A 23,083-nucleotide genomic window follows, 5' to 3' on the forward strand; every position below is an offset into this window, starting at 1 on the left:
ATCTTGAACAGGGGTGGACGGCGTGGCACGCCCGGCACGGAGCGTCATCACCGCAGCGGCGGTCGGCACCTTGGCGCTGACCGCCTCGGCCTGCGCGGCACCGGACGACGGCGGCAAGAGCGGCGCCGCGAAGGACAGCGCGGTCGTCGGCATCGCCTACGAACCCGACACGCTCAGCCCCCTCCTCGGCTACGGCAAGGACGGCAACTCCAAGATCTTCGACGGGCTGCTCACCCACGACGCCGACATGAAGCTGAAGCCGGCGCTCGCCTCCGCCCTGCCGAAGGTCACCGACGGCGGCCGGACCTACACGTACCCGCTGCGCAAGGGCGTGCGGTTCAGCGACGGCAAGCCCTTCACCGCCAAGGACGTCGTCTTCACGTACGAGACGATCCTCGACAAGAAGACCAACAACGCCTCGCGCACCGAACTCGACGCCGTCAAGGACGTCGAGGCCAAGGGCGACGACACCGTCGTGTTCCACCTGAAGTACCCCTACGCGCCGTTCGCCGAGCGGACCGTGCTGCCCATCGCGCCCGAGCACATCGCGGGCAAGCAGGACGTCAACACCGGCGCGTTCACCACCGCGCCCGTCGGCACCGGCCCGTACAAGCTGGTCACCTGGTCCAAGGGCGAGAAGCTCGTCTTCGAGGCCAACTCCCGCTACTGGGGCGGCGCGCCGAAGATCAAGAACTTCACGATGGCGATCATCAAGGACGACGACGTGCGCGCCACCCGGCTGCGCTCCGGCGACCTCGACGGCGCGATCCTGCCGCCCAACCTCGCCAAGACCTTCAACGGCGACAGCGCGAAGACCACGTACACCGCGAAGACCTTCGACTACCGCGTCGTCACCCTGCCCACCGGCAACAAGGTCGCCGGCGACAAGGCCGTGCGCCGCGCCCTCGACATCGGCGTCGACCGGCAGGCCATGGTCGACCGCATCCTCGACGGCGCGGGCAAGCGCGCCTACGGGCCCGTCCCCACCGACAGCCCCTGGTTCACCAAGGGCACCGAGCGCCCCTACGACACCGCCCGCGCCAAGAAGATCCTCGACGACGCCGGCTGGAAGCCCGGCTCCGACGGCATCCGCTCCCGCGACGGCGTCCGCGCCGCCTTCCCGCTGTGGTACCTGACCGGCGACAAGCTCCGCCAGGAACACGCCCTCGCCTACGCCTCCGACGCCAAGAAGCTCGGCATCGACATCAAGGTCGAGTCCGGCACCTGGGAGGTCATCGAGCCGCGCATGCCGAAGGACGCGGTCCTCGCCGGCGGCGGCGCCCCCGCCGACCCCGACTTCGACCAGTACACGCTGCTGAAGTCCTCCCTCGCGGGCGACGGCTTCAACAACATGGCCTGGTACCGTGACGCCACGGTCGACAAGGCCCTGGACGACGCCCGCCGCAGCGGCGACCGCGCCGAACGCCAGGCCGCCTACGACACCATCCAGCGCGCCCTCGTCAAGAACCCCGGCTACACCTTCCTCACCCACATCGACCACCTGTACGTCGTCGACAAGCGCTTCGGCGACCTCACCACCCAGGTCGAACCCCACGACCACGGCCTCGCCTCCGGGCCCTGGTGGAACGTCGAGGACTGGAAGGCATGAGCACGCGGCTCCCCTGGGGGCCGATGGCACGCCTGACGGGCCGGCGGATCCTGTTCGCCGTGCCCGTCCTCGCCGCCGTCACCCTCGGCGTCTTCGCCATCGCCGCCGCCTCCCCCTTCGACCCGGTCAAGGCGTACGCGGGCACCGCCGGCCTGACCGCCTCGCAGGAGAACCTCGACCAGCTCCGCGCCAACCTCGGCGTCGACGGGCCCTGGCCCGCCCGCTGGTGGCACTGGCTCACCTCCGCGCTCGGCGGCGACCTCGGTGACTCCGCCGTCATGCGCCGCCCCGTCGCCGACGTCATCACCCAGCGCCTCGGCTGGTCCGTGCTCCTCGCCGCGACCGCCTTCCTCCTCGCCATCGCCGCCGGCGCCCTCCTCGGCGTGCTCGCCGCCCGCCGCCGCGGCGGCCTGCTCGACCGCGCCGTCAGCTCCCTCGCCTACGTCCTCGAAGCGGCGCCCCCGTTCTGGCTCGGGCTGCTCGCCGTCTGGCTGTTCGCCCTCCAGCTCGGCGTGCTGCCCGCCGGCGGCCTCACCGACACCGGCTCCGCGACCGTCACCGCGGGCCAGGTCCTCACCCACCTCGTCCTGCCCGCGAGCGTCCTCGCCGTCTCCCAGCTCCCGTGGTTCGTGCTGTACGTACGCCAGGGTGTCGGGGACGCCCTCGACGAGGACCCCGTACGCGGCGCCCGCGCGCGCGGCATCGCCCCGCGCACCGTCCTGTTCCACCACGCGCTGCGCTCCGGGATGCTGCCCGTCCTCACCCTGATCGGCTCGCGCGTGCCCGAACTCATCACCGGAGCCCTCCTCGTGGAGACCGTCTTCAGCTGGCCCGGCATCGCCGCCGCGACCGTCCAGGCCGCCACCTCCGTCGACTTCCCGCTGCTCGCCGCCCTCACGGTCCTCGCCACCCTCGCCGTCCTCGCCGGGAACTGGGCCGCCGACCTGCTCTACGGGCTCGCCGATCCCCGGGTGGGCTTCGATGGCTGACCAGGCCCTGCGCCCCGCCGCCGCCCTCGCGGGCCGCCGCCGCGACGCCCGCACCTGGCGCGTGCGGACCTCCGGCGCGCTCGTCGCGCTGATCGTCCTCGCCGTCCTCGTCGTCCCGCCGCTCACCCAGCTCGACCAGCAGGCCGTCGACCTCGCCGCCAAGCTGCGCCCGCCGTCCGCCGCCCACCCCTTCGGCACCGACGACGTCGGCCGCGACCTGCTGCTGCGCTGCGTGTACGGGCTGCGCGTGTCCCTGCTCGTCGGCGTGGTCGCCGCCGTCGTCGCCACCGTCATCGGCACCGCCGTCGGCGCCCTCGCGGGAGCGCTCGGCGGCTGGGTCGACCGGGTCGTCATGCGCGTCGTCGACGTGTTCGCGTCCGTGCCGCACCTGCTGCTCGGCATCTTCATCGTCGCCATGTTCCGGCCCGGCGTATGGCCCGTCGTCGTCTCCGTCGCGCTCACCCACTGGCTGTCCACCGCCCGCATCGTGCGCGCCGAGGTCCTCTCCCTGCGCGCACGGCCCTACGTCGACGCGGCGATCTCCGGCGGCGCCTCCCGGTGGCGCGTCACCGTGCGCCATCTGCTGCCGGGGGTGCTGCCGCAGGCCGGGCTCGCCGCCGTCCTCATGGTCCCGCACGCCATCTGGCACGAGTCCGCGCTCTCCTTCCTCGGCCTCGGACTCCCCGCCCACCAGGCGAGCCTCGGCACCCTCGTGCAGTCCGCGCGCGGCTCCCTGCTCGCGGGCGACTGGTGGCCGACCCTCTTCCCCGGCCTGTTCATCATCGTGCCGACGCTCGCCGTCGCGGGCCTCGCCGGAGCATGGCGCGAACGCCTGAACCCCCGCCGCCGATCGGAGCTGACCCTGTGACTCCCGTCCTGACGGTGGACTCCCTGTCCGTACGGTTCCGGATGCGCGGCGGCGCCGACGTACGGGCCGTCAGCGACGCCTCCTTCACCCTCGCGCCGGGGGAGTGCCTGGCCCTCGTCGGCGAGAGCGGCTGCGGCAAGTCCGTCCTCGCCTCCGCGCTGCTCGGGCTGCTCCCCGGCAACGCCGAGACCGCCGGGCGGGCCCGCCTCGGCGACCTCGACCTGCTCGCCGCCGACGAGGACACCCTCGCCCGCGAGATACGCGGACGCCGGGTCGGGCTCGTCCCGCAGAGCCCCGCCGCGCACCTCACTCCCGTACGCACCATCCGCAGCCAACTCGCGGAGACCGTACGGCAGTTGCGGGGCGTGCGGCGACGCTCGCCCGAGCTGCCCGCGCTCGTGGCGGCCGCCGCCGAGCGCGCCGCGTTCCCCGCCGACCACCTCGACCGGTACCCGCACGAACTCTCCGGCGGGCTCGCCCAGCGCGCCGCGACCGCCCTCGCCCTCGTCGGCGACGCCCCGCTGCTGCTCGCCGACGAACCCACCACGGGCCTCGACCGGGACCTCGTGGAGCGCACCGTGGACGAACTGCGCCGGCACATCGGCGGCGAACGGGCCCTGCTGATGATCACCCATGACCTCGCCGCCGCCCGCCGCATCGCGGACCGCGTCGCCGTCATGTACGCGGGCCGGATCGTCGAACTCGCCGACGCCGAGCCCTTCTTCGGCGCGCCCGGGCCCCGGCACCCGTACGCCCGCGCCCTGCTCGACGCGCTGCCGGAGCGGGCCTTCACGCCCATCCCCGGGATGCCCCCGGAACTGACCGCGCTGCCCGCCGGCTGCGCCTTCGCCGACCGTTGCGCCGCCGCCGACTCCGTGTGCGAGGCGCGGCCCGCGTTCACCGACGGCGTCGCCTGCCACCATCCGCACCCCGCGCGCACCCAGGAGGCGACCCGTGCTGGAACTGCGTGACCTCACCGCGGGCCACGACCGGCGCGCGCCCGTCTTCCGCGACGTCAGTCTGACCGTCGCCCCCGGCGAGGCGGTCGGTCTGCTCGGGCCGAGCGGCTGCGGCAAGTCCACCCTCGCCCGCGTCGCCGCCCTCCTGCATGAGCCGTACGCGGGTCAGGTCGTCGTCGACGGCACGCCCGCCCGGGGCTGGCGGCACCGGGCGCCGCGCGAGCAGCGGACCGCGTTCGGCGTCGTCTTCCAGCAGCCCCGGCTGGCCGCCGACCCGCGTCTGACGCTGGGCGCGCTGATCGCGGAGCCGCTGCGGGCGAACGGGCGGCCGCACGCCGAGCGCGTCGCCGAACTCGCCGACACGGTGGGGCTTTCGGCCTCGCTGCTCGCGCGCCGGCCGCACGAGGTGAGCGACGGGCAGCTCCAGCGGGCGTGCCTGGCGCGGGCGCTGAGCCTGCGGCCGCGGTGGCTGATCTGTGACGAGATGACGGCGATGCTGGACGCGTCCACGGCGGCGGGGCTTGTCGGCGTGGTCGAGGAGTATCGGGGGCGGGGGGAGGTGGGGGTGCTGGTGGTCGGGCATGACGGTGTACTCCTGCGCCGCTGGTGTGACCGGGTCCTGAACTGGGGCGAGTTGACACCCCCCAGGCCCCCAAACCAACCGCGCAGTTCCCCGCGCCCCTGAGCCGTCGTTCACCTTTCGCCGGGTGGTGGGCTGGTCGCGCAGTTCCCCGCGCCCCTGGAGGGGCGACTGCGTCGCCACCTCTATCGGGGGAGGCAGGGGCGAAGCCCCGCCTCCAGGGGCGCGGGGAACTGCGCGAGCAACCACGACGCGCCCGCAGTCGACGACGTACGTCAGTGCCCCGAAGGGGCGCGGGGAACTGCGCGACCAGCCACGACGAGAGTCGAGGTCACCCGCCGGCCGGAGCCGCCCGCTCACTCAGAACCCGCCACACCCGCGGAGCGGCCCCGTAACACTCGTTCGGGGGACGAGTCATACCCCGTTGGAACCCCTCCGCTGCGCCACACTGGCGCAAACACCCGGAGGTGACCGTGTCGCTGTCCATTTCCCTCGTGCTCCTGCTCGTGATCGTCACCGTGATGTTCCTGCGCAGCGGTTCCATGAAGTTCTCCCACGCGCTCGTCTGCGTCCTGCTCGGCTTCCTCCTGGCAGGGACCAACGCCGCGCCCACCATCCACGACGGCATCACCACCACCGCCGGCCTGGTCAGCAGCCTCGACCCGTGACCGCCCCGAGGCCCGCCCCGTGATCGTTGCGACCTCGTGAACAACTCCCGTACGAGCATGGACACTTCAACGGGACGGCCCTAGCTTCGGCGCATGCCGCCCCGTAGAAGACTCGCCCGTGCCCTCGCCCTGACGCTCACCCTCGTGGCGGGCTGCGCGGCGCTCGCGCCCGGCGCCCGGGCCGACGAGATCCCGAAGGCGCCCGGCCACCGGCTCGTCCCGCAGTACGAAGGCGCGCCCGCCACCCCCGCCCCGCTCCCCGGACGCGCCCCCGCCCAGCACCCCCACCTCGCCGCCAACGGCCGCAGCGGCATGCACGCCGACGCCTGGGGCAGCGCCACCTACCCCTGGGCCGGCCCGAACGGCGCCGCGCCCGCCGTCCGCAGCGAACAGATGGCCGCGCTCGGCGGCGAGTGCGCCACCGTCACCTTCGACAAGGCCGGCCGGATCGTCACCGTCTGCGGCACGTTCACCGGCTTCCTCGTCAAGCTCCTCGACCCGCGCTCGCTCGCCACGCTCGCCGAGTACAAGCTGCCCCAGCGCCCGTCCACGGTCGAGGCGATCACCCGGCTCGACTTCTCCCGCATCTTCAAGGACACCTCGGGCGGCGCCTACTCCTACCTCGACGACCAGGACCGGCTCGTCCTCGCCGACTCGCGCCAGCACATCCTGCGCCTCGCGCACGAGCAGGCCGCCGACGGGACCTGGCGGTTCACCGTCGCCGACGACTGGGACCTCACCTCCAAGGTCCCGCACGACTGCGTCAGTTGGACCAACCTCTACCCGAGCGGTACCTGCGACCCCGTCACCTCCGTCATGCCCGACTGGCAGGGCCGCATCTGGTGGGTGACCCGGCAGGGGCGCGTCGGCACCGTGGACCCGGACACCGGCGCGCTGCGCGCGATCCGGCTCGCGGGGGAGGAGATCCAGAACTCGTTCTCCGTCGCCGAGGACGGCGTGTCCATCGTCACCGATCACGCCCTCTACAGCTTCCGCGCCGCCGAGGACGGCACCCCGCAGGCCGTGTGGCGGCAGACCTACGACCGCGGCACCGGCACCAAACCCGGCTCCGTGAACCAGGGTTCGGGCACCACCCCCGACCTGTTCGGCACGCGCGAGGACTACGTCGCCATCACCGACAACGCCGACGACCGCATGAACGTCCTCGTCTACCGGCGCGGCGCGGACGTCCCCGGCGCCGACCGCCTCGTGTGCCGCGTCCCCGTCTTCGGCTCCGGCGCCTCCACCACCGACAACTCGCTGATCAGCCACGGCGACAGTCTCGTCGTGGAGAACAACTACGGCTACGAGAACGTCACTTCGCTCACGTTCGGGCGCAGCGTCGTCGGCGGCGTCACCCGCATCGACGTACGCCCCGACGGCAGCGGCTGCGACACGGTGTGGCAGAGCGAGGTGCGCTCGCCGTCGACCGTCCCGAAGCTCTCCACCGCCAACGGGCTGCTGTACTTCTACACCAAGGACCCCAACGCCCTCGGCGTGGACGCCTGGTACCTGACCGCCGTCGACTTCCGCACCGGCACCACCCGCTGGAAGCGGCTCGTCGGCACCGGCATGGCCTACGACAACAACTGGGCGCCGATCACCCTCGGCCCCGACGGCACCGCCTACGTCGGCGTCTTCAACGGGCTCGCCGCCGTGCGCGACGCCGGCTGACAGCGGCGGTCGGCGCGGGGCCCGATCCGCCTACGCGCCGACCAGCCGGGAGCGGATCAGGAAACGTACGCCTTCGGGGGCCTCAAGCGAGAAGCCGCTGCCGCGCCCCTCGACCACGTCCACGATCAGCCGCGTATGGCTCCACACCGCGTACTGGCTGCGCGACATCCAGAACGGCACCGGCTCCGCCACGCCCGCCGCCCGCAGCTCCGCGAGGAGCACGTCCGAGGCGCCGGTGCGGAACTCGCCCGCCGGATAGCACATCGGGGCGCTGCCGTCGCAGCAGCCGCCGGACTGATGGAACATCAGCGGGCCGTGCGTCCCGTACAGCCGCCGCAGCAGCCGTCCCGCCGCCTCGGTCAGCTCCACCCGCGCCGCTTCGTCACTCATCCGGCCAGGATGCGCGGCGAGACGTTGCGACCACGTTGCACGTTCGGGCACCTCGCACGCATAGGCTCCCCCACATGGAACAGAGGGAGATCATCCTGCGAGCCATCGGTGTGCTGACCGAGACACAGGAGATGGTGCGCAGGCTCAACGACGGCGAAGAACTCGACACCGACCTGACACAACTGGGACGGCTCGTGTCGGAGGTGTTCCCCACCATCGAGATCCCGGCGGGCGCCACGTCCGAGGAGGCCGCGGAACTGACCATCGCCGCGCTCATGCCGGCCAGCGTCTCGCTCGTCGAGGCGTTCGCGTTTCTCTTCACGCAGCTCGCCAAGGTGCACGACGAGGGGCGCGGCGACGTCAACTCCACCGAACTACTGCAAGAGATCGCGCTGCGCATGTCCAGTGGCGAGGACGCCGAGGAGGAATGAGACCGGCCACCGCTCGCTGAGACCGGCCGCCCGTGAGGCGACCGGCCGCTACTTGTGGTGCGGGTCGCGGAAGCGGCCCAGCGCCTTCGTGAGCGCGCTCAGCGGCGAGCCGTCCGGCTTGCCGCCGGGCGGCGCCGGCATCGGGCTCGCCGTGCTCTCGCTGCCGCCCGCGTCGGCGAGCGCCGCCTGCGCGGCCTCGGCCGCCTCCCGGTACAGATCCCGCGAGGTCGTCATCGCCTCCAGCGCCTGCGCGTACCGCGTCACCATCTCCTGGGCGTGCGCCAGCTCCTCGTCCGGCGTCAGCAGATGCCAGCCGGCGCGCAGCCGCCGCAGGGCTCGGTCCGCGTCGGCGTCCAGCACCCGGGGCAGCGCGGCGACGGCCACGGCAGCGCCGATCAGCTCGGCCGGCTCCGAACCGTCCAGGAACACCGTGCGCACCGTGCAGCGCTCCGCGTCGTAGCCCTCCTGCGGGGGCGCGCTCGGCAGGACCACGCCGCCGCCGCGCGGCATGCTCAGCTTCAGCTCCTTGCGCAGCGCGAAGTCCGCGATCTGCGCCTGCTCAGGCGTCGCCCGGTGCTCGATGACCCGGTGCCGCAGGCTCGGCGGCAGGAACTCCGTCACCGGCCGCTGGCCGCGCGCGTCGGGTGTCATCGCCTCGTGGATGACCAGATGCACGTACCAACTGCGGCGCGCGCACTCCTTCAGCAGGTGCCGCAGGTCGCCGTCGTCCTTCGGCAGCGGGTTCGTCACCCGCAGCCGCAGCCCCGCCACCGTGTCGTTGTCCCAGGCGACGGCGTCGCTGTCCGGCCAGAACATCGTCGCGGGCGACGGCCAGCGCTGGTCCCACGGCCGCTCCGCCTCCGCCGCCAGCACCCACGTCACCCCCTCGTCCTCCCTGCGCCGGCTCTCAGGCCCGAACGTGGTCAACTGGGCGCGCACCGTCACCCCGTCACCGGCACGCCAGCGCGCCTCGAACAGACGTCGGGCGTGGGGGCCGGGGTCGGCGGACTCGTCGCGCGGGTGCAGCGCCGTGGAACGCGCCGCCTCGACGGGGTCGAGATCGAGGAAGTCGTCGAGCACCCCGGCCGCCTTGAGAGCGATCAGGTTGCGCCGGACGTCCTGCTCGGGCTCGGGGCCGAGGTGGCGTCCGCGTCCCAGCCACGCGGTGTCGGGGACGACGGTCGGAGGAGTGCTGTTTTTGGCCATGGAGTCGTTCTGTGGGCGGTCGGGGCGGGGACCAGTATGGGCCGTGCGGGCTCCGTTGTCGCCCAGCAGGGTCGGCGGGTGTCGGGATTGTCGCGGCTGTGTACGGGCTTCCGGCTCGCGTGGATCACGGCCGTAGGGTCCCGATCCCGTAGGCTCGGCGGATGGCCAGGTACTTCGACGTGCACCCCGCAAACCCGCAGGCGCGGATCATCCGCGCGGTCGCCGACGGCATCCGCGACAGCGCGCTCGTCGCCTATCCCACCGACTCCTGCTACGCGCTCGGCTGCCGCCTCGGCAACCGCGACGGCGTCGACCGGATCCGCGCCATCCGGCACCTCGACGACAAGCACCACTTCACTCTCGTGTGTCAGGACTTCGCGCAGCTCGGCAAGTTCGTCCACATCGACAACGACGTGTTCCGCGCGGTCAAGGCCGCGACCCCCGGCAAGTACACCTTCATCCTGCCCGCCTCGCGGGAGGTGCCGCGCCAGTTGCAGCACCCGAAGAAGAAGACCGTCGGTGTCCGCATCCCCGACCACGTCGTCACCCAGGCCCTCCTCGCCGAACTGGGCGAGCCGCTGCTGTCCAGCACCCTGCTGCTGCCGGGCGAGGAGGAGCCGATGACGCAGGGCTGGGAGATCAAGGAGCGCCTCGACCACAGCGTGGACGCGGTCCTCGACTCCGGCGACTGCGGCACCGAGCCGACCACCGTCATCGACTTCTCCGGCGGCGACGTGGAGATCGTGCGGCGCGGCGCGGGGGACACCGACCGCTTCGAATGACGGCCCGCACACCCGTACGGCCTTCATGGCGTACGGGGGAGCGTGCCGAGGAAGCGGATGTGCGGGCGCCCGCCAGGCCCCGAGTCGTCGACGCGGGCCCGCACCCCGTACACCTCGGCGACCAGCCGCTCCGTCAGTACCTCGGCGGGCGTCCCGGCGGCGACGACCCGGCCCCGGTCGAGGACGACGAGCCGGTCGCAGTGCGCGGCGGCGAGGTTCAGGTCGTGCAGGGCGACGACGCAGGTCACGCCGAGCCCGCCGATCAGGTCGAGCAGTTCGAGCTGGTGCTGGATGTCGAGGTGGTTCGTCGGCTCGTCGAGCAGCAGCTCACGCGGCTCCTGCGCCAGCGCCCGCGCGATCTGCGCCCGCTGGCGCTCCCCGCCGGACAGCGTGTGCCACAGCCGTTCCTCGCGCCCCGCGAGTCCGCACCGTCCGAGCGCGTCGCGCACGGCCGCCTCGTCCGCAGCCGACGCGGGCGACCACGCCCGGCGGTGCGGGACGCGGCCGAGGCGCACCACGTCAGCGACCGTCAGCGCGACCTGCGTGTCCGCCTGCTGCGCGACCAGCGCGAGGCGCCGTGCGGTCTCCCGCCGGCTCAGGGCGTCGAGCCGGTCCCCGTCGAGCGTGACGACCCCGGACGCGGGCGCGAGGACCCCGGCGAGCAGCCGCAGCAGCGTCGACTTGCCCGAGCCGTTCGGGCCGAGCAGCCCGGTCACCGTGCCCGGCGCGAGGCTCAGGCTCACGCCGTCCAGGACGAGGGTGCCGCCCGCCGACCACGACAGCCGCTCGCCGCTGAGCCCCGGCGCCGTCATCGCGTCCCCCGCGACCGGTGCAGTACGTACACGAACGCGGGCACGCCGATCAGCGACGTCACCACGCCCACCGGGACCTCCTGCGGCTCCAGGACCGTACGGGCCAGCGTGTCGACCCAGACCAGGAACACCGCGCCGGTCAGCGCCGTCACCGGCAGCAGCCGCGCGTGCCCCGGCCCCACCAGGGCGCGCGCCGCGTGCGGCAGGACGAGGCCCACGAAGCCGATCGCACCGGCCGCGGCGACCAGCGCCGCCGTCAGCAGCGCCGTGGCGCAGAGCAGCACGAGCCGGGTACGGGCCACGGACACCCCGAGCGCGGCGGCGGCCTCCTGCCCGAACGCGAACGCGTCGAGGCTCCGCGCGCCGCCCAGGCACACCGCCACCGTCACCACGAGCGCCGCGGAGCAGAGCCCCACCTCGCTCCAGCCGACGCCGCCGAGCGAGCCCAGCAGCCAGAACAGCACGCCGCGCGTCGTCTCCGCGTCGGCCGCCGTCAGCACGACGAACGAGGTCAGCGCCGAGAACAACTGCATCGCCGCGACCCCGCACAGCACCACCCGGTCCGTCGTCCCGCCCAGCGTGTGGCTCAGCAGCAGCACCAGCGCGAAGGAGACCAGTGCCCCGGCGAACGCGCCGCTCGACACCGACAGCGCCCCGCCGCCCACCCCGAGCACGACGACGAGGACCGCGCCCGTCGAGGCCCCGGAGGAGACGCCCAGCACGTACGGATCGGCCAGCGGATTGCGCAGCAGCGCCTGCAACACCGTCCCGCACACGGCGAGGCCCGCCCCGCACACGGCGGCGAGCAGCGTGCGCGGCAGCCGCAGGTTCCACACGATGCCGTCGCGGATCGGCGACAGATCGCCGCGCCCGCCGCCCAGGTGCGCGGCGACCGTCGCCCACACGTCGGTGACCCGGATGGCGGCAGGCCCGACCGTGATGGCGAACGCGAGCGACAGGACCAGCGCGACAAGGCCCGCCGCCCAGGCGAGCGCGGCACGCGGTGCGCCGCTCACCGGGTCAGGCCGTACGTGCGCAGCGCCGCCGCGACCCGCTCGATGCCGTCCACGGTACGGATCGTCGGGTTCATCGCCTGCCCGCTGAGCAGCACGTACCGCTTCTCGCGCACGGCCTTCATGTTCTTCGTCACCGGGTCCGACTCCAGGAACCGGATCTTCTGCGCGGCCGACTCCGCCGACTGCGAGCGGCGCGTCAGGTCGCCGATGACGAGGAGGTCAGGGTCGCGGTCGGCGACGGTCTCCCAGTTGATCTGCGGCCACTCCTCGCGCGTGTCGTCGAACACGTTGCGCAGGCCCAGTTCCCTGGTGATCGCGCCGGGCGCCCCGCAACAGCCCGCCATGTAGGGCGAGTCGGAGTTGGCGAACCAGTACAGGACGTCCACGCCGTGCGCGTCGATGCCCGAAGTCGCCTTGCGCACGCGGTACTTGAGCTGCTTCACGAGCCGGTCGCCGCGCTCGGTCACGTCGAAGATCCGGGCGAGGTCGCGGATCTCCCCGTACACCGTCTCCAGCGTCAGCGGCCGGGAGCGTACGCCGTCGCCGTCACCGCTGTTGTCCTTGCCCGCGCAGTCGCCGGGGGAGAGGTAGGTGGGCACCCCGAGCTTCCCGAACTCCTCGCGCGGCGCCACCCCGCCCTTGCCGAGCGTGTACGAGAAGGAGGCCGCGGCGAAGTCGGGCTCGGTGGAGAGCACCTTCTCGAAGGACGGATAGCGCGAGGCGAGCCGCGGCACCTCGGCGTTCGCCGCCCGCAGGTTCTTCAGCACGGGATCGGTCCAGGTGCCCGTGCCCACCATCCGGTCCTGGAGCCCCAGCGACAGCATGATCTCCGCGGAGCCCTGGTCCAGGGCCACCGCGCGGCGCGGCGGGCTCCCCACGTGCACGGTCGTACCGCAGTTGTCGAGGGTGACCCCGCCCCGGCCGGCGGCGGGCGGGCCCGCGCCCCCCGGGTCTTCGCCCGCGCACGCGGTGAGCAGCAGCGCCCCCACGGTCAGCGCGACGGCACAGCGGAACGGGCGTGCGAACGGCACGGAAAGTCCTCAGCATCCAGGGCTCATACGCGGAGCCGGCCTATGGTCGACCGCCCGGGGCACGGGCCCCGGCGGCTGCCAGCAGGTCTTCGGACTCGGGGTCACCCGCGCGAAGCGCCTTCCCGGGCCTGCGCGGCCCAGTGGCGTGTGCTCCGCCCGTCTCCCTCACCGCTGCGCGTCAGTTCCGGACTTCCACCGGATTCCCTGACCCGTACACGCTCGTAAGCGCACAAAGGTACGACTGGCGCTCGGAAGCTATCACAGAGAAGGGAAGCCCTGGTCACCGAGGGTGCGGGGCCGCCCGGGACCGCCCGGCCCGCCGTGCACCACATGCGGAATATGCCCCGGTATGGGCAGCATGGACGAGTCGTGTGCCGCGAGCCCCGGCCGCCCCACCCCAGCAGAAGGGCACAGGAATGCGTTCCACGCCGACCCCCGCGATCCTCCAGGAACTCCGCCGGACGCGGACCTACCCCGTGGTCTCCCTGACGATGCCGACCCACCGCGGCAAGCCGGACAACGCCCAGGACCCCGTGCGCCTGCGCAACCTGCTCGGCGAGGCCGCCCGCAGGCTCGACGCCGACCCCGGCGTCACCCGGGAACTGCGCGACGACGTGGTCGCCGAGCTGGACGCCGCCGTACGCGAGCTGGACCTCTCGCACGCCCGCGACGGACTGCTCGTCTTCGCCGCCCCCGGCGAGCACGAGACCTGGGTCGTGGACCGCCAGATGCCCGAGCGGGTCGTCGTCGCCGACACCTACCTCACCCGCAACCTCGTCGCCGCCGACGCCGCGCAGCGCCCCTACTGGGTGCTCGCCGTCGCCGCCGACCGGGTCAGCCTGTGGGACGGCCGCGGCGCCCGCGTCACCGAGGACGACGAGCAGGGTTTCCCGCTGACCCGCAGCCTCGAGGACCTGGACGTGGAGCGCAAGGAACGCATCGGGGACGTGCCGAGCACCTACCAGGACGAGGCGACCCGCCAGTTCTTCCGCGACGCCGACGCGGCCCTCGCCGACGTCCTCGCCGAGCGCCCCCGCCCGCTCTACGTCACCGGCGAGCCCGCCGCGCTGTCGCTGCTCACCGAGGTCGGCCGCGCCGCGCACGGCGCCACCCACGTCCCCTTCGGCGGTCTCGCGCACGGCACGCCCGAAGCGGTCGCCAAGGCCGTCGCACCGGCCCGCGCCGACGACGCCGCCCGCACCGTCGCCGACGCGCTCGCCGCGCTCGACCGGGCCCGCGGCAACAACACGTACGCGGCGGGCGTCGACGAGGTGTGGCAGAAGGCGTCCGACGGGCGCATCCACCAGCTCGTCGTCGAGGAGAACTACCGCGTCACCGTGCGCGCCGGCGACGGCCATCTGGAGCCGGCCGCCGACGACGACATCGACGCCGTGCACGACATCGTCGACGAGATCGTGGAGTCCGCCCTCGAAGCGGGCTCCGACGTGGTGTTCGTCCCCGACGGCACCCTGGAGGACGCCGGACACGTCGCGGCCGTGCTGCGCTTTTGAACTCCCGGCCGTCGCTGACGGGTTGAGCGGCCCGGTTCGTCTACCTTGTCCAGAGAAATCAGGACGCCGCTCACCAAGGACGCCATGACCCAGCAGCACTCCGCCGAGTTCCCCGCACCGCCCGCCCCGACCCGCGAGGCCACCGACTGGTGGCGGGACGCGGTGATCTACCAGGTCTATCCGCGCAGCTTCGCCGACAGTGACGGCGACGGGACGGGGGACTTGGCGGGCGTGTGCCGCCGCCTGCCGTATCTGAAGGACCTGGGCGTGGACGCGGTGTGGCTGTCGCCGTTCTACGCCTCCCCGCAGGCCGACGGCGGCTACGACGTCGCCGACTACCGCGAGGTCGACCCGGTCTACGGCACACTCCTGGACGCCGACGCCCTGATCGCGCAGGCCCACGCGCTCGGCCTGCGCGTCATCGTGGACCTCGTGCCGAACCACTCCTCCGACCAGCACGAGTGGTTCAAGCGGGCCGTCGCCGAGGGCCCCGGCTCGCCGCTGCGCGAGCGCTACCACATCCGCCCCGGCAAGGGCCCGTCCGGTGAACTGCCGCCCAACGACTGGCAGTCGGTCTTCGGCGGGCCGGCCTGGTCCCGGCTCCCGGACGGCGAGTGGTACCTGCATCTCTTCGCGCCCGAGCAGCCCGACTTCAACTGGCAGCACCCGGCGGTCGCCGACGAGTTCCGCTCGATCTTGCGGTTCTGGCTCGACATGGGCGTCGACGGCTTCCGCATCGACGTCGCCCACGGGCTCATCAAGGCCGAGGGCCTGCCCGACATGGGCGACGGCGAACAGTTGCGGCTGCTCGGCAACGACGCCATGCCGTTCTTCGACCAGGAGGGCGTCCACGAGATCTACCGGGGCTGGCGCCGCCTGCTCGACGAGTACGAGGGCGAGCGGATCTTCGTCGCCGAGGCGTGGACCCCGACGATCGAGCGCACCGCCAACTACGTGCGTCCGGACGAGCTGCACCAGGCGTTCAACTTCCAGTATCTGACCGCCCCTTGGGACGCGTCGGCCCTGCGCGCGGTCATCGACGCCTCCCTCGACGCGATGCGCCCGGTCGGCGCGCCGACGACGTGGGTGCTGTCCAACCACGACGTGACCCGGCACGCCACCCGCTACGCCAACCCGCCCGGCCTCGGTACGCAGATCCGCACCGCCGGTGACCGCAGACTGGGCCTGCGCCGGGCCCGCGCGGCGACCCTGCTCATGCTGGCGCTGCCGGGATCGGCGTACGTCTACCAGGGCGAGGAACTGGGCCTGCCGGACGTCACCGACCTGCCCGACGAGGTGCGCCAGGACCCCTCCTTCTTCCGCGCGCAGGGCCAGGACGGCTTCCGCGACGGATGCCGCGTCCCGATCCCGTGGTCGCGCACGGGACCCTCGTACGGGTTCGGACCGGGCGGCAGTTGGCTGCCGCAGCCCGCCGGATGGGGCGAGCTGAGCGTCGAGGCGCAGACCGGGGTTCCCGGTTCGACGCTGGAGCTGTACCGCACCGCCCTCGCCGTGCGCCGCGCCCAGCCCGGACTCGGCGCGGGTGACAGCGTGATCTGGCATGACGAGGTGCCGGACGGGGTGCTGCACTTCGAGCGGCCGGGCTTCGCCTGCACCGTCAACACCACCGGCGCCCCCGTCAGGATCGGCGCCCCCGGCCGGGTGCTCGTGGCCTCCGGGCCGCTGCCCGCCGCGCAGGAGACCGTCACGGCGGGCAGCGAGGTCGAACTGCCCGCCGACACGACGATCTGGTGGCAGCGTTAGGGGTTCTTCCTCGGCGCGCCGGATCAGAGGTCGGCCGGCGTGAAGCGGTACGTCTCCCACTCGGTGACCGGGACGAAGCCGAGCCGCTGGTAGACGCCGTTGCTCGTCGCGTTGGCCGGGTCGGCGAACAGGACGACATCGCTCGCGCCCGCGTCCAGCGCGGCGCGGGCGACCGCCGCCGTCACGGCGGCCGCGTACCCGTGCCCGCGCACGTCCGCCGGGGTGTACACCGGGTCGATCCGCACCATCCCGGCGACCATCGTCGTGGCCGCCGCCATCGAGACGGGCGTCCCGTCCGGAGCCTCCCAGAACGTGAAGTGACGGTCGGCGAAGCGCGAAGAGGCCCAGTTCTTTTCGGTGACGACGGGCTGCTCGCCGACCGCCGCGCAGAACGCGCCGCACCAGCGGGCGACCTGCCCGAGATCCGCCTCGCCCGCCCGGCGCGCGGCCCCCGCCGGACGCGGGTCGGGCGGGGTGAGCGTGCCGAGCCGGTACAGGCGGATCCGCACCCCGAGCGCGGCCGCCACCCCGGCGTGCCGCCGCCACGCGTCCGCGAACGCCAGCGCGGTGCCCCGGTCGGCGCTGACGTACGGGATGCCGAGGCCGCGCGCCACGAGGTGGGCGGCGAGCGCGTCGGCCTGCTCGCGGGTCAGGGCGGTCGGGCTCAGGCCCCCGGCCGGCAACCGGAAGAAGGCCGCCTCCACCTGCCCGTCCCGCTCAAGGGTGCCGAAATAGGGCGCCGGTTCACCAGCGGGCGAGGGAGCGGCCGCCCGCAGCTTCTCCAGGACGGTCAGGGCCATGGTGTGCGGGGCGGGCCGCGAGCGCAGGAACGGGCCGGTGCGGGCGAGGAAGCCGTCGAGGTCGTCGGTGAGATGCCAGTCGTCCGGATGCATGGCGCACATCCTCGCGGACGCGCCCGGGACGCCCGGGGACCGCGCACAACGGGAGGGTCCACCCCGCAAGCACCTGAACCACGCACCCGGCTCGCCCACCCCCCGGCCCGCACCCGGCACGCGTCCGGCCCGCGCCGTGACCCCGCCGCGACCCGTACGCGCGCGCTGAGCGGGCGCGTCCGCGACGTTCGGCGGAGCATGGGGGTTGCAGATCCGGAGGCGGAGTGTGCGCGTCGAGCAGAGCGGAGGTCGTCGCACGTGGGAGGCGGGCGCGAGGACGGCGGTGGCGCGGAGTACGCCGCCGAGGTGCGGCAGCTCGACACGCTCAACCAGTTGGCGGGCCCCGCGGGCGGCCGCGCGCACCGCCCGTTCGGGCCGCTGCGCCACCGGGAGGCGGCCCTCCTCGTCACCGGCCACGAACTTGCCCGGGTCCGCACGCTCGGCGAGGCACTCGACCTGCTCGCCGAACTCGCTGACGCCGATCTCCCGCTGTGCGGCCAGGCCGTCTTCCGCGCCGACCGCGACCTGCTGCACTGCGTCGGACAGGTGGGCCGCGTCGGAGGCGAGGGAGACGCGTTCCGGGTCGCCCTCGACACCGTCCACCCCGCAGCGCAGGCGGCCCGCACCGGCCGCCCGGTCTTCCTGACCTCCCCCAAGGAGTTCCGCGACCGCTTCCCGCAGAGCTGGCGCGGCTTCGACCGGGAGGGGCAGGCCGCGTGGGCGTTCCTGCCGCTGACCACGTACGGGCGGCTCACCGGTGTGTGGATGGCCGCGTTCGACGCCCCGGTACGCATCGCGGACGGCAGCGGCCCCTTCCTCATGACGGTCGCCCGCCTCCTCGGCCAGAGCATCGAACAGACCTACGACGGCCAAGCGGACCACGCGCTCTCCAGCAGCCTGCGCAGCAGCATGGGCCGCACCGGGCCCGGCGTCGAGGGCTTCTCCGTCGCCGCCCGCTACGTCCCCACCGGCGGCGGCCTGATGGTCGGCGGCGACTGGTTCGACAGCATCGCCCTGCCCAGCGGGCGGCTCGGCCTCGTCATCGGTGACGTCCAGGGCCACGACGTACAGGCGGCGGGGCTCATGTCCCAACTGCGCACCGCCATCCACGCGTACGCCGCCGAGGGCCACGGCCCCGACGCCGTCCTCGTGCGCGCCTCCCAGTTCCTCACCTCACTCGGCGAGGGCCGCTTCGCCACCTGCGTCTACCTGGAGGCCGACCCCGCGACCGGCACCCTGCGCATCGCCCGCGCCGGCCACCCGCACCCCGTGCTGCGGCTCCCCGACGGCACCTGCCTGCTCAAACACGTGCGCGGCGGGCTGCCCCTCGGGCTCGACCTCGGGGAGTCGGAGGCCGACTACCCCATCAGCGAGGTCACCCTGCGCGAGAACGAGATCCTGATGCTGTGCACCGACGGGCTGATCGAGTCCGGCGGCCACGACATGTACTCCGGCTGGCTCCGCGTGCGCAACGCGCTCACCCCCGGCAGCGCCGACGACCTCGACGGGCTCGCCGACCGGCTGCTGTACGCGGTCGTCGCGCCCGAACCCGTACCCGGCGGCGGCAGGCCCGCGACCTCGTACACCGAGGACGACATCGCCCTGCTGCTCCTGCGCCGCGACCCGTCCGGCTCGTACGTCGCCGCGACCGGCCGCCATCTGCGCTTCACGCTCGAACAGGATCAGGCGCAGGGCATCGCGGACGCCCGCATCGAGTTCCAGGGGCTGCTGCACGACTGGGCCCGCCCCGAACAGGTCGACACCGCGCTCCTGCTGGTCTCCGAACTCCTCGGCAACGTCCTCATCCACACCGAGCAGGCCGCCGTGCTGCGCGCCGACATCACCGGGCTGACCGGCCGCCGCCGGCTGCGCGTCGAGGTCACCGACCGCAGCGACGAGGTCCCGCACCGGCGCGCGCCGGGCGAACTCTCCTCCTCGGGACGCGGCCTGATCCTGCTCGACCTGCTCGCCCACCGCTGGAACGTACGCCCCGAACCCGAGGGCAAGACCGTCTGGTTCGAACTCGACGAGGACGGCCCCGAGGAACCCTGACGCTCCCCACGCGGGCGCCGGCGCCCCGCCCGTTCACCTGCGCGCGTCCACCCACCGCCCCAGCAACTCGCGGAGGGTGCCCAGCGCGGGGTACGTGAGCTGGGTGGTCTCCGGGTCCGAGCCGTCGGTGACGATCACCGTCGCGTCGCAGGAGGCGTGCGCGGGCCCGCGCGTGTCCGCCGAGCCCACCTTCCGTCCGGTGCGCGCCTCCAGCAGATCGAGCCGGAAGACGCCCTGCCTCACGTACACGGTGTGGTCCGACATGTACCGGCACGTCTTCAGCAGCGGCCCCTTCCCATGGGGCCGCAGACACGCGACGAGCTGCGCCTTGCCCGGCTCCGGCCGGTACGGGTCCTGCCGCGCCGGCGCGGGCGAGGCCGTCGGCCTCGGGAACAGGTCCGTGTTGACGTCCGACTGGATGTGCACCGGATGCGGACCCGCGCCCCGGTACGCGGGCTGCCCGTCGAGCGGCGCGGTCGTCCCGTCCTTTCCGCAGTACCGGCCGAAGTCCCGGGCCTCGGTCGCCACCAGCGGGCTCGGCGCGGCCGACGAGGCGGGCGGCGCGGCCCGCGTCGGCAGCGCGTCGTCGCCGCTGTCCCCGCCCGAGCACCCGGTCACCGCGAGCACGCCCGCCAGCGACGCGGCCACCGCGAACACCCGTACCCCGCCCGGCCGTCGCGGCTCCGCGACGGCATCCGCCCTCACCACGGCTCGCCCCTTCCCCTCCGCGGGCGCCCGGCGCGCCCGGCGTACGCGAACGAGGCCGCACTGTACTCGGGCCCGCTCCGCCCCCACCAGCGCCCGCGGGCACACGAGCGATGAGTTCGAGTGGGACGGACGGTCTTCCTGGGTGACGATGAGACCCGTACCGGACACAGGCCCGGCGGGACGCACTGGAGAGGACGTACGTATGCACGCGGCACTCGTGACGCTGAGGATCGACCCCGAGCAGGCCCCGGCCGCCGCGGCGGCGCTCATGAACGACATCCTGCCCGCGATCCGTTCGGCGGAGGGCTTCGTCAGCGGGTACTGGCTGGAGCCCGACGACGGCGAGGGCTTCTCCATGATGCTGTTCGACACCGAGGAGCAGGCCCGCGCGGCGACCCCGCCGGCCAGCGGGTGGACGGCCCCCGGCGTCACCGTCACCGACGTCCGCGTCCGGCGTGTGGCCGTCTCCGCGCCCTGACCGGCCGGCCGCCCGCTGAAGTTGCCGCCCGGTTCGGGGTGGGGGAGCTTGGTGAGGAGAGGGGATACGGGGGTACACGGTGCACCCGACCGGTCCCGACCGTCCATTTCCAGGAGGAAACATGACGAACCCCGAGCAGGACCCGAACCAGCAGGAAGGCCCCGCGGACGGCGGCGCGTCCGGCACCCCGGGCGTCCACGACGGCGGCGCCGACGGCGGCGCGGAGGGCCCGGCGGACGGGGGCGCGGCCGGCACCCCCGGCGTGCACGACGGCGGTGCGGACGGTGGCGCCGAAGGGCCCGCGGACGGCGGCGCTTCGGGTACGCCGGGGGTGCACGACGGTGGCGCGGACGGTGGCGCCGAAGGGCCCGCGGACGGCGGCGCCTCGGGCACCCCGGGCGTCCACGACGGCGGTGCGGACGGCGCGGCCGACGAGCGCGGAGGGGCCGTTTGAGCCTGTCGACCCCCGCCCGCGAGGACACCGGTGCCGCACCCGGCACCGGTGTCCTCGACGCGCGCCTGACCCGTATGACCCGCGACGACTTCGCCCGCGACCACTGGGGGCGCGCCCCTCTGCTCACCCGCGCGGCCGACGACTTCACCGACGTGTTCGGCGCCGACGCCGTGGACGAACTCGTCTCCCGGCGCGGCCTGCGCACCCCCTTCCTGCGCGTCGCCAAGGACGGAGCCACCCTCCCCGACGCCTCCTTCACCGCGCCCGCGGGCGTCGGCGCCTCCGTCCCGGACCAGCTCGACGACACCGCCCTGTGGCGTGCCTTCGCCGACGGCGCGACCCTCGTCCTGCAAGCCCTGCACCGGACCTGGGACCCCGTCGCCGACCTCACCACGCGCCTCGGCACCGAACTGGGCCACCCCGTCCAGGCCAACGCCTACGTCACCCCGCCGCAGAACCAGGGCTTCGACGACCACTACGACGTCCACGACGTGTTCGTCGTCCAGGTCGCCGGCACCAAACGCTGGATCATCCACGAGCCCGTGCACCCCGCCCCGCTGCGCGACCAGCCCTGGACCGGCCACCGCGAGGCCGTCGCGGAGGCCGCCCGTGGCCCCGCCCGCATCGACACCGTCCTCGCCCCCGGCGACGTGCTCTACCTGCCGCGCGGCTGGCTGCACGCGGCGCGGGCCCAGGGCGAGGTCTCCCTCCACCTCACCCTCGGCGTCCACACGTGGACCCGGCACGCCCTCGCCCGCCATCTCGCCGAGGCCGCGCTCGACGCCCTGCGCGACGACCCCGCGATGCGCGCGTCCCTGCCGCTCGGCACCGGCGTACCCGCCGACGAACTCGCCCTGGTCCGCGACCGGCTCGCCGCCGCCCTCACCGGCGCCGATCCCGCGCCGCGCTTCCACCGCGCCCGGCGCGCGACGGCCCGCCCCGCGCCGCTCGGCCCCCTCGCCCAGCTCCGCGCCCTCGAAGGGCTCGGCCCCGGCACCGAGGTACGGCTGCGCGAAGCACTCGACGCCCGCTGGGAAGGCGCCCGCCTGTACACCCGGGTGGGCTGGCTCGACTTCGCCGAGCACGAACTCGCCGCCGCGCACCGCCTGCTCGACGGGCACCCGCACACGGCGGGCGAGGCGGACGTCGCACTCGTCGGCAGGCTCCTGCGCGCGGGCGTCCTGGTGCCCGCCCGGCCCTGAGGCGGCGCGGATGAGCGGGCGGGGACGTTTCTTCTGTGCCGACGCGGCCCGCGGGCGCGCCGACCCGCTGGCGGGCACGGCCCCCTACGGGTCGACCTGGGTGCTCATCGAGTACCGGGGCGGCTGGCCCGCCAACGGCTTCGACGGCCTCGCCCTCGACCCCGGCACCCACCGCCGCGTCTACGCCGCCGCCCAGGCCCTCCGCGCCCGCATCCTGCTCGTCCGGCGCCACGGCCGCCGCCGGACCGAGGAAGCGCCGCGCTGGGCGGTCCTGCGCTACGACGCGGACGGCGCCCACCGCCAGCGGTGGGGGGCGTGGGAGCGCGACGAGGACCTGGCCGCCATCGCCGACGCCCTCGAAGCCCTCGACGCGCCCGGCGAGATCGTGTTCGGGGAAGTCGGCGCCCCGCCCGTCGTCCTCGTCTGCGCGCACGGCCTGCACGACGCCTGCTGTGCCGTACGCGGCAGGCCCGTGGGACGGGCGCTGAGCGAGCGCTGGCCCGACCTCGTATGGGAGTGCACGCACGTCGGCGGCGACCGGTTCGCCGCCAACGTCGTCGTCGCCCCGGACGGCGTCTACTACGGCAACCTCGACGCCGACTCCGCCGTCCACGCCGTACGCGAACACCTGGCCGACCGCGTCCACGCCGAGCATCTGCGCGGCTACACCGACCTCATCCCCGCCCAGCAGGCCGCCGTCGCCGCCGTCCTCGCCCGCTACGGACCGGCGGGCCGCCACCACTACGCCGTCGAGGCGACCGTCCGCGACGGCGACCAGTGGCGCGTTCGGGTCGCGGGCCGCGCCCCCGGCTCCCCGGCCTACGACGTCGGCGTCCGCTCCCACCGCACGCCGGCCCGCCAACTCACCTGCCGGGGTGTCGCGGTCAGCTCGACCGTCGTCCACGAAGCCCTCACCATCACCGAGGCGCCCCGCTGACCGCCCCGCCGACGCCCCGCACGGCAGTCGCGTATCTCACGGCCCCACCCGTGCGCGGAGGTATGGCTT

General features: G+C 74.1%; 23 protein-coding genes and 1 riboswitch. Of the genes, 16 read left to right on the top strand and 7 right to left on the bottom strand.

Annotation, left to right across the window (positions count from 1 at the left end; translation table 11 throughout):
• The first annotated feature begins 22 nt into the window (after window positions 1-22).
• The 7 genes from ACZ7LY_RS21280 (at window position 23) to ACZ7LY_RS21310 (ending at window position 7,347) form a co-directional block, all read left to right on the top strand.
• A complete protein-coding gene (locus tag ACZ7LY_RS21280) occupies window positions 23-1,609 on the top strand; it encodes an ABC transporter substrate-binding protein (RefSeq protein WP_471626214.1) in 1,587 nt (528 codons plus the stop codon).
• Window positions 1,606-2,598, top strand: coding sequence for an ABC transporter permease (locus ACZ7LY_RS21285; RefSeq protein ID WP_471626215.1), 993 nt, complete (start codon window positions 1,606-1,608; stop codon window positions 2,596-2,598). The genes ACZ7LY_RS21280 and ACZ7LY_RS21285 overlap by 4 nt, the downstream gene beginning before the upstream one ends.
• Complete coding sequence (locus ACZ7LY_RS21290) at window positions 2,591-3,466, top strand: ABC transporter permease (protein ID WP_471626216.1); 876 nt, start codon at window positions 2,591-2,593, stop codon at window positions 3,464-3,466. The genes ACZ7LY_RS21285 and ACZ7LY_RS21290 overlap by 8 nt, the downstream gene beginning before the upstream one ends.
• Window positions 3,418-4,437 carry an ABC transporter ATP-binding protein gene (locus tag ACZ7LY_RS21295; protein WP_471626217.1) on the top strand — a complete coding sequence of 340 codons (1,020 nt, stop codon included), beginning with the start codon at window positions 3,418-3,420 and terminating at the stop codon, window positions 4,435-4,437. Before ACZ7LY_RS21290 ends, ACZ7LY_RS21295 begins: the two co-directional genes overlap by 49 nt.
• Complete coding sequence (locus ACZ7LY_RS21300) at window positions 4,421-5,110, top strand: ABC transporter ATP-binding protein (protein ID WP_471626218.1); 690 nt, start codon at window positions 4,421-4,423, stop codon at window positions 5,108-5,110. Before ACZ7LY_RS21295 ends, ACZ7LY_RS21300 begins: the two co-directional genes overlap by 17 nt.
• Before the next feature lie 368 nt (window positions 5,111-5,478).
• Window positions 5,479-5,673, top strand: coding sequence for a hypothetical protein (locus tag ACZ7LY_RS21305; protein ID WP_471626219.1), 195 nt, complete (start codon window positions 5,479-5,481; stop codon window positions 5,671-5,673).
• A gap of 93 nt (window positions 5,674-5,766) precedes the next feature.
• A complete protein-coding gene (locus ACZ7LY_RS21310; RefSeq protein WP_471626220.1) occupies window positions 5,767-7,347 on the top strand; it encodes a hypothetical protein in 1,581 nt (526 codons plus the stop codon).
• A gap of 30 nt (window positions 7,348-7,377) precedes the next feature.
• On the opposite strand, the gene ACZ7LY_RS21315 is transcribed toward ACZ7LY_RS21310, so the two are convergent.
• Entirely contained in the window at window positions 7,378-7,737 is a 360-nt protein-coding gene (locus ACZ7LY_RS21315; RefSeq protein ID WP_471626221.1) for a DUF779 domain-containing protein, read from the bottom strand.
• Between the two features lie 74 nt (window positions 7,738-7,811).
• Between ACZ7LY_RS21315 and ACZ7LY_RS21320 the strand changes: the two genes are divergently transcribed.
• Window positions 7,812-8,168: a hypothetical protein gene (locus ACZ7LY_RS21320; protein ID WP_471626222.1), complete on the top strand. Its 357-nt coding sequence runs from the start codon at window positions 7,812-7,814 to the stop codon at window positions 8,166-8,168.
• 48 nt (window positions 8,169-8,216) lie between these two features.
• Here ACZ7LY_RS21320 and ACZ7LY_RS21325 read toward each other — a convergent pair whose 3' ends face one another.
• Window positions 8,217-9,374, bottom strand: coding sequence for a hypothetical protein (locus ACZ7LY_RS21325; RefSeq protein ID WP_471626223.1), 1,158 nt, complete (start codon window positions 9,372-9,374; stop codon window positions 8,217-8,219).
• A gap of 161 nt (window positions 9,375-9,535) precedes the next feature.
• Here ACZ7LY_RS21325 and ACZ7LY_RS21330 point away from each other — a divergent pair, with 161 nt between their 5' ends.
• Window positions 9,536-10,156 carry an L-threonylcarbamoyladenylate synthase gene (locus tag ACZ7LY_RS21330; protein ID WP_471626224.1) on the top strand — a complete coding sequence of 207 codons (621 nt, stop codon included), beginning with the start codon at window positions 9,536-9,538 and terminating at the stop codon, window positions 10,154-10,156.
• A gap of 23 nt (window positions 10,157-10,179) precedes the next feature.
• Here ACZ7LY_RS21330 and ACZ7LY_RS21335 read toward each other — a convergent pair whose 3' ends face one another.
• The 3 genes from ACZ7LY_RS21335 to ACZ7LY_RS21345 are packed head-to-tail and all read right to left on the bottom strand — an operon-like array spanning window position 10,180 to window position 13,015.
• The gene (locus tag ACZ7LY_RS21335) at window positions 10,180-10,968 is read right to left on the bottom strand and encodes an ABC transporter ATP-binding protein (protein WP_471626225.1); all 789 of its coding nucleotides are present in this window, start codon (window positions 10,966-10,968) and stop codon (window positions 10,180-10,182) included.
• On the bottom strand, window positions 10,965-11,984 hold the full coding sequence (locus tag ACZ7LY_RS21340; RefSeq protein ID WP_471626226.1) for a FecCD family ABC transporter permease: 1,020 nt from the start codon (window positions 11,982-11,984) through the stop codon (window positions 10,965-10,967). The genes ACZ7LY_RS21335 and ACZ7LY_RS21340 overlap by 4 nt, the downstream gene beginning before the upstream one ends.
• Window positions 11,981-13,015: an ABC transporter substrate-binding protein gene (locus ACZ7LY_RS21345; RefSeq protein ID WP_471626227.1), complete on the bottom strand. Its 1,035-nt coding sequence runs from the start codon at window positions 13,013-13,015 to the stop codon at window positions 11,981-11,983. Before ACZ7LY_RS21345 ends, ACZ7LY_RS21340 begins: the two co-directional genes overlap by 4 nt.
• A gap of 63 nt (window positions 13,016-13,078) precedes the next feature.
• Window positions 13,079-13,276: riboswitch (cobalamin riboswitch) on the bottom strand.
• Between the two features lie 155 nt (window positions 13,277-13,431).
• Between ACZ7LY_RS21345 and ACZ7LY_RS21350 the strand changes: the two genes are divergently transcribed.
• Together ACZ7LY_RS21350 and ACZ7LY_RS21355 are read left to right on the top strand one after the other, a co-directional pair.
• Window positions 13,432-14,526, top strand: coding sequence for a baeRF3 domain-containing protein (locus ACZ7LY_RS21350; protein ID WP_471626228.1), 1,095 nt, complete (start codon window positions 13,432-13,434; stop codon window positions 14,524-14,526).
• An 84-nt stretch (window positions 14,527-14,610) separates the two neighbouring features.
• Entirely contained in the window at window positions 14,611-16,290 is a 1,680-nt protein-coding gene (locus ACZ7LY_RS21355; RefSeq protein ID WP_471626229.1) for a glycoside hydrolase family 13 protein, read from the top strand.
• 23 nt (window positions 16,291-16,313) lie between these two features.
• Here ACZ7LY_RS21355 and ACZ7LY_RS21360 read toward each other — a convergent pair whose 3' ends face one another.
• Window positions 16,314-17,183 carry a GNAT family N-acetyltransferase gene (locus ACZ7LY_RS21360; RefSeq protein ID WP_471626230.1) on the bottom strand — a complete coding sequence of 290 codons (870 nt, stop codon included), beginning with the start codon at window positions 17,181-17,183 and terminating at the stop codon, window positions 16,314-16,316.
• A 258-nt stretch (window positions 17,184-17,441) separates the two neighbouring features.
• Between ACZ7LY_RS21360 and ACZ7LY_RS21365 the strand changes: the two genes are divergently transcribed.
• On the top strand, window positions 17,442-19,235 hold the full coding sequence (locus ACZ7LY_RS21365) for a SpoIIE family protein phosphatase (RefSeq protein ID WP_471626231.1): 1,794 nt from the start codon (window positions 17,442-17,444) through the stop codon (window positions 19,233-19,235).
• A gap of 33 nt (window positions 19,236-19,268) precedes the next feature.
• Here ACZ7LY_RS21365 and ACZ7LY_RS21370 read toward each other — a convergent pair whose 3' ends face one another.
• Entirely contained in the window at window positions 19,269-19,943 is a 675-nt protein-coding gene (locus ACZ7LY_RS21370) for a hypothetical protein (protein WP_471626232.1), read from the bottom strand.
• 202 nt (window positions 19,944-20,145) lie between these two features.
• On the opposite strand from ACZ7LY_RS21370, the gene ACZ7LY_RS21375 reads away from it, so the two are divergent.
• From ACZ7LY_RS21375 to ACZ7LY_RS21390, 4 genes are all read left to right on the top strand, one after another.
• A complete protein-coding gene (locus tag ACZ7LY_RS21375; protein WP_471626233.1) occupies window positions 20,146-20,421 on the top strand; it encodes a hypothetical protein in 276 nt (91 codons plus the stop codon).
• Between the two features lie 121 nt (window positions 20,422-20,542).
• On the top strand, window positions 20,543-20,875 hold the full coding sequence (locus ACZ7LY_RS21380; protein ID WP_471626234.1) for a BatC protein: 333 nt from the start codon (window positions 20,543-20,545) through the stop codon (window positions 20,873-20,875).
• Between the two features lie 74 nt (window positions 20,876-20,949).
• Window positions 20,950-22,077 carry a cupin domain-containing protein gene (locus ACZ7LY_RS21385; protein WP_471626340.1) on the top strand — a complete coding sequence of 376 codons (1,128 nt, stop codon included), beginning with the start codon at window positions 20,950-20,952 and terminating at the stop codon, window positions 22,075-22,077.
• 10 nt (window positions 22,078-22,087) lie between these two features.
• Entirely contained in the window at window positions 22,088-23,014 is a 927-nt protein-coding gene (locus ACZ7LY_RS21390; protein WP_471626235.1) for a sucrase ferredoxin, read from the top strand.
• The last annotated feature ends 69 nt before the right edge of the window (window positions 23,015-23,083 follow it).

This window comes from Streptomyces sp. NPDC107550 (genome assembly GCF_055639095.1).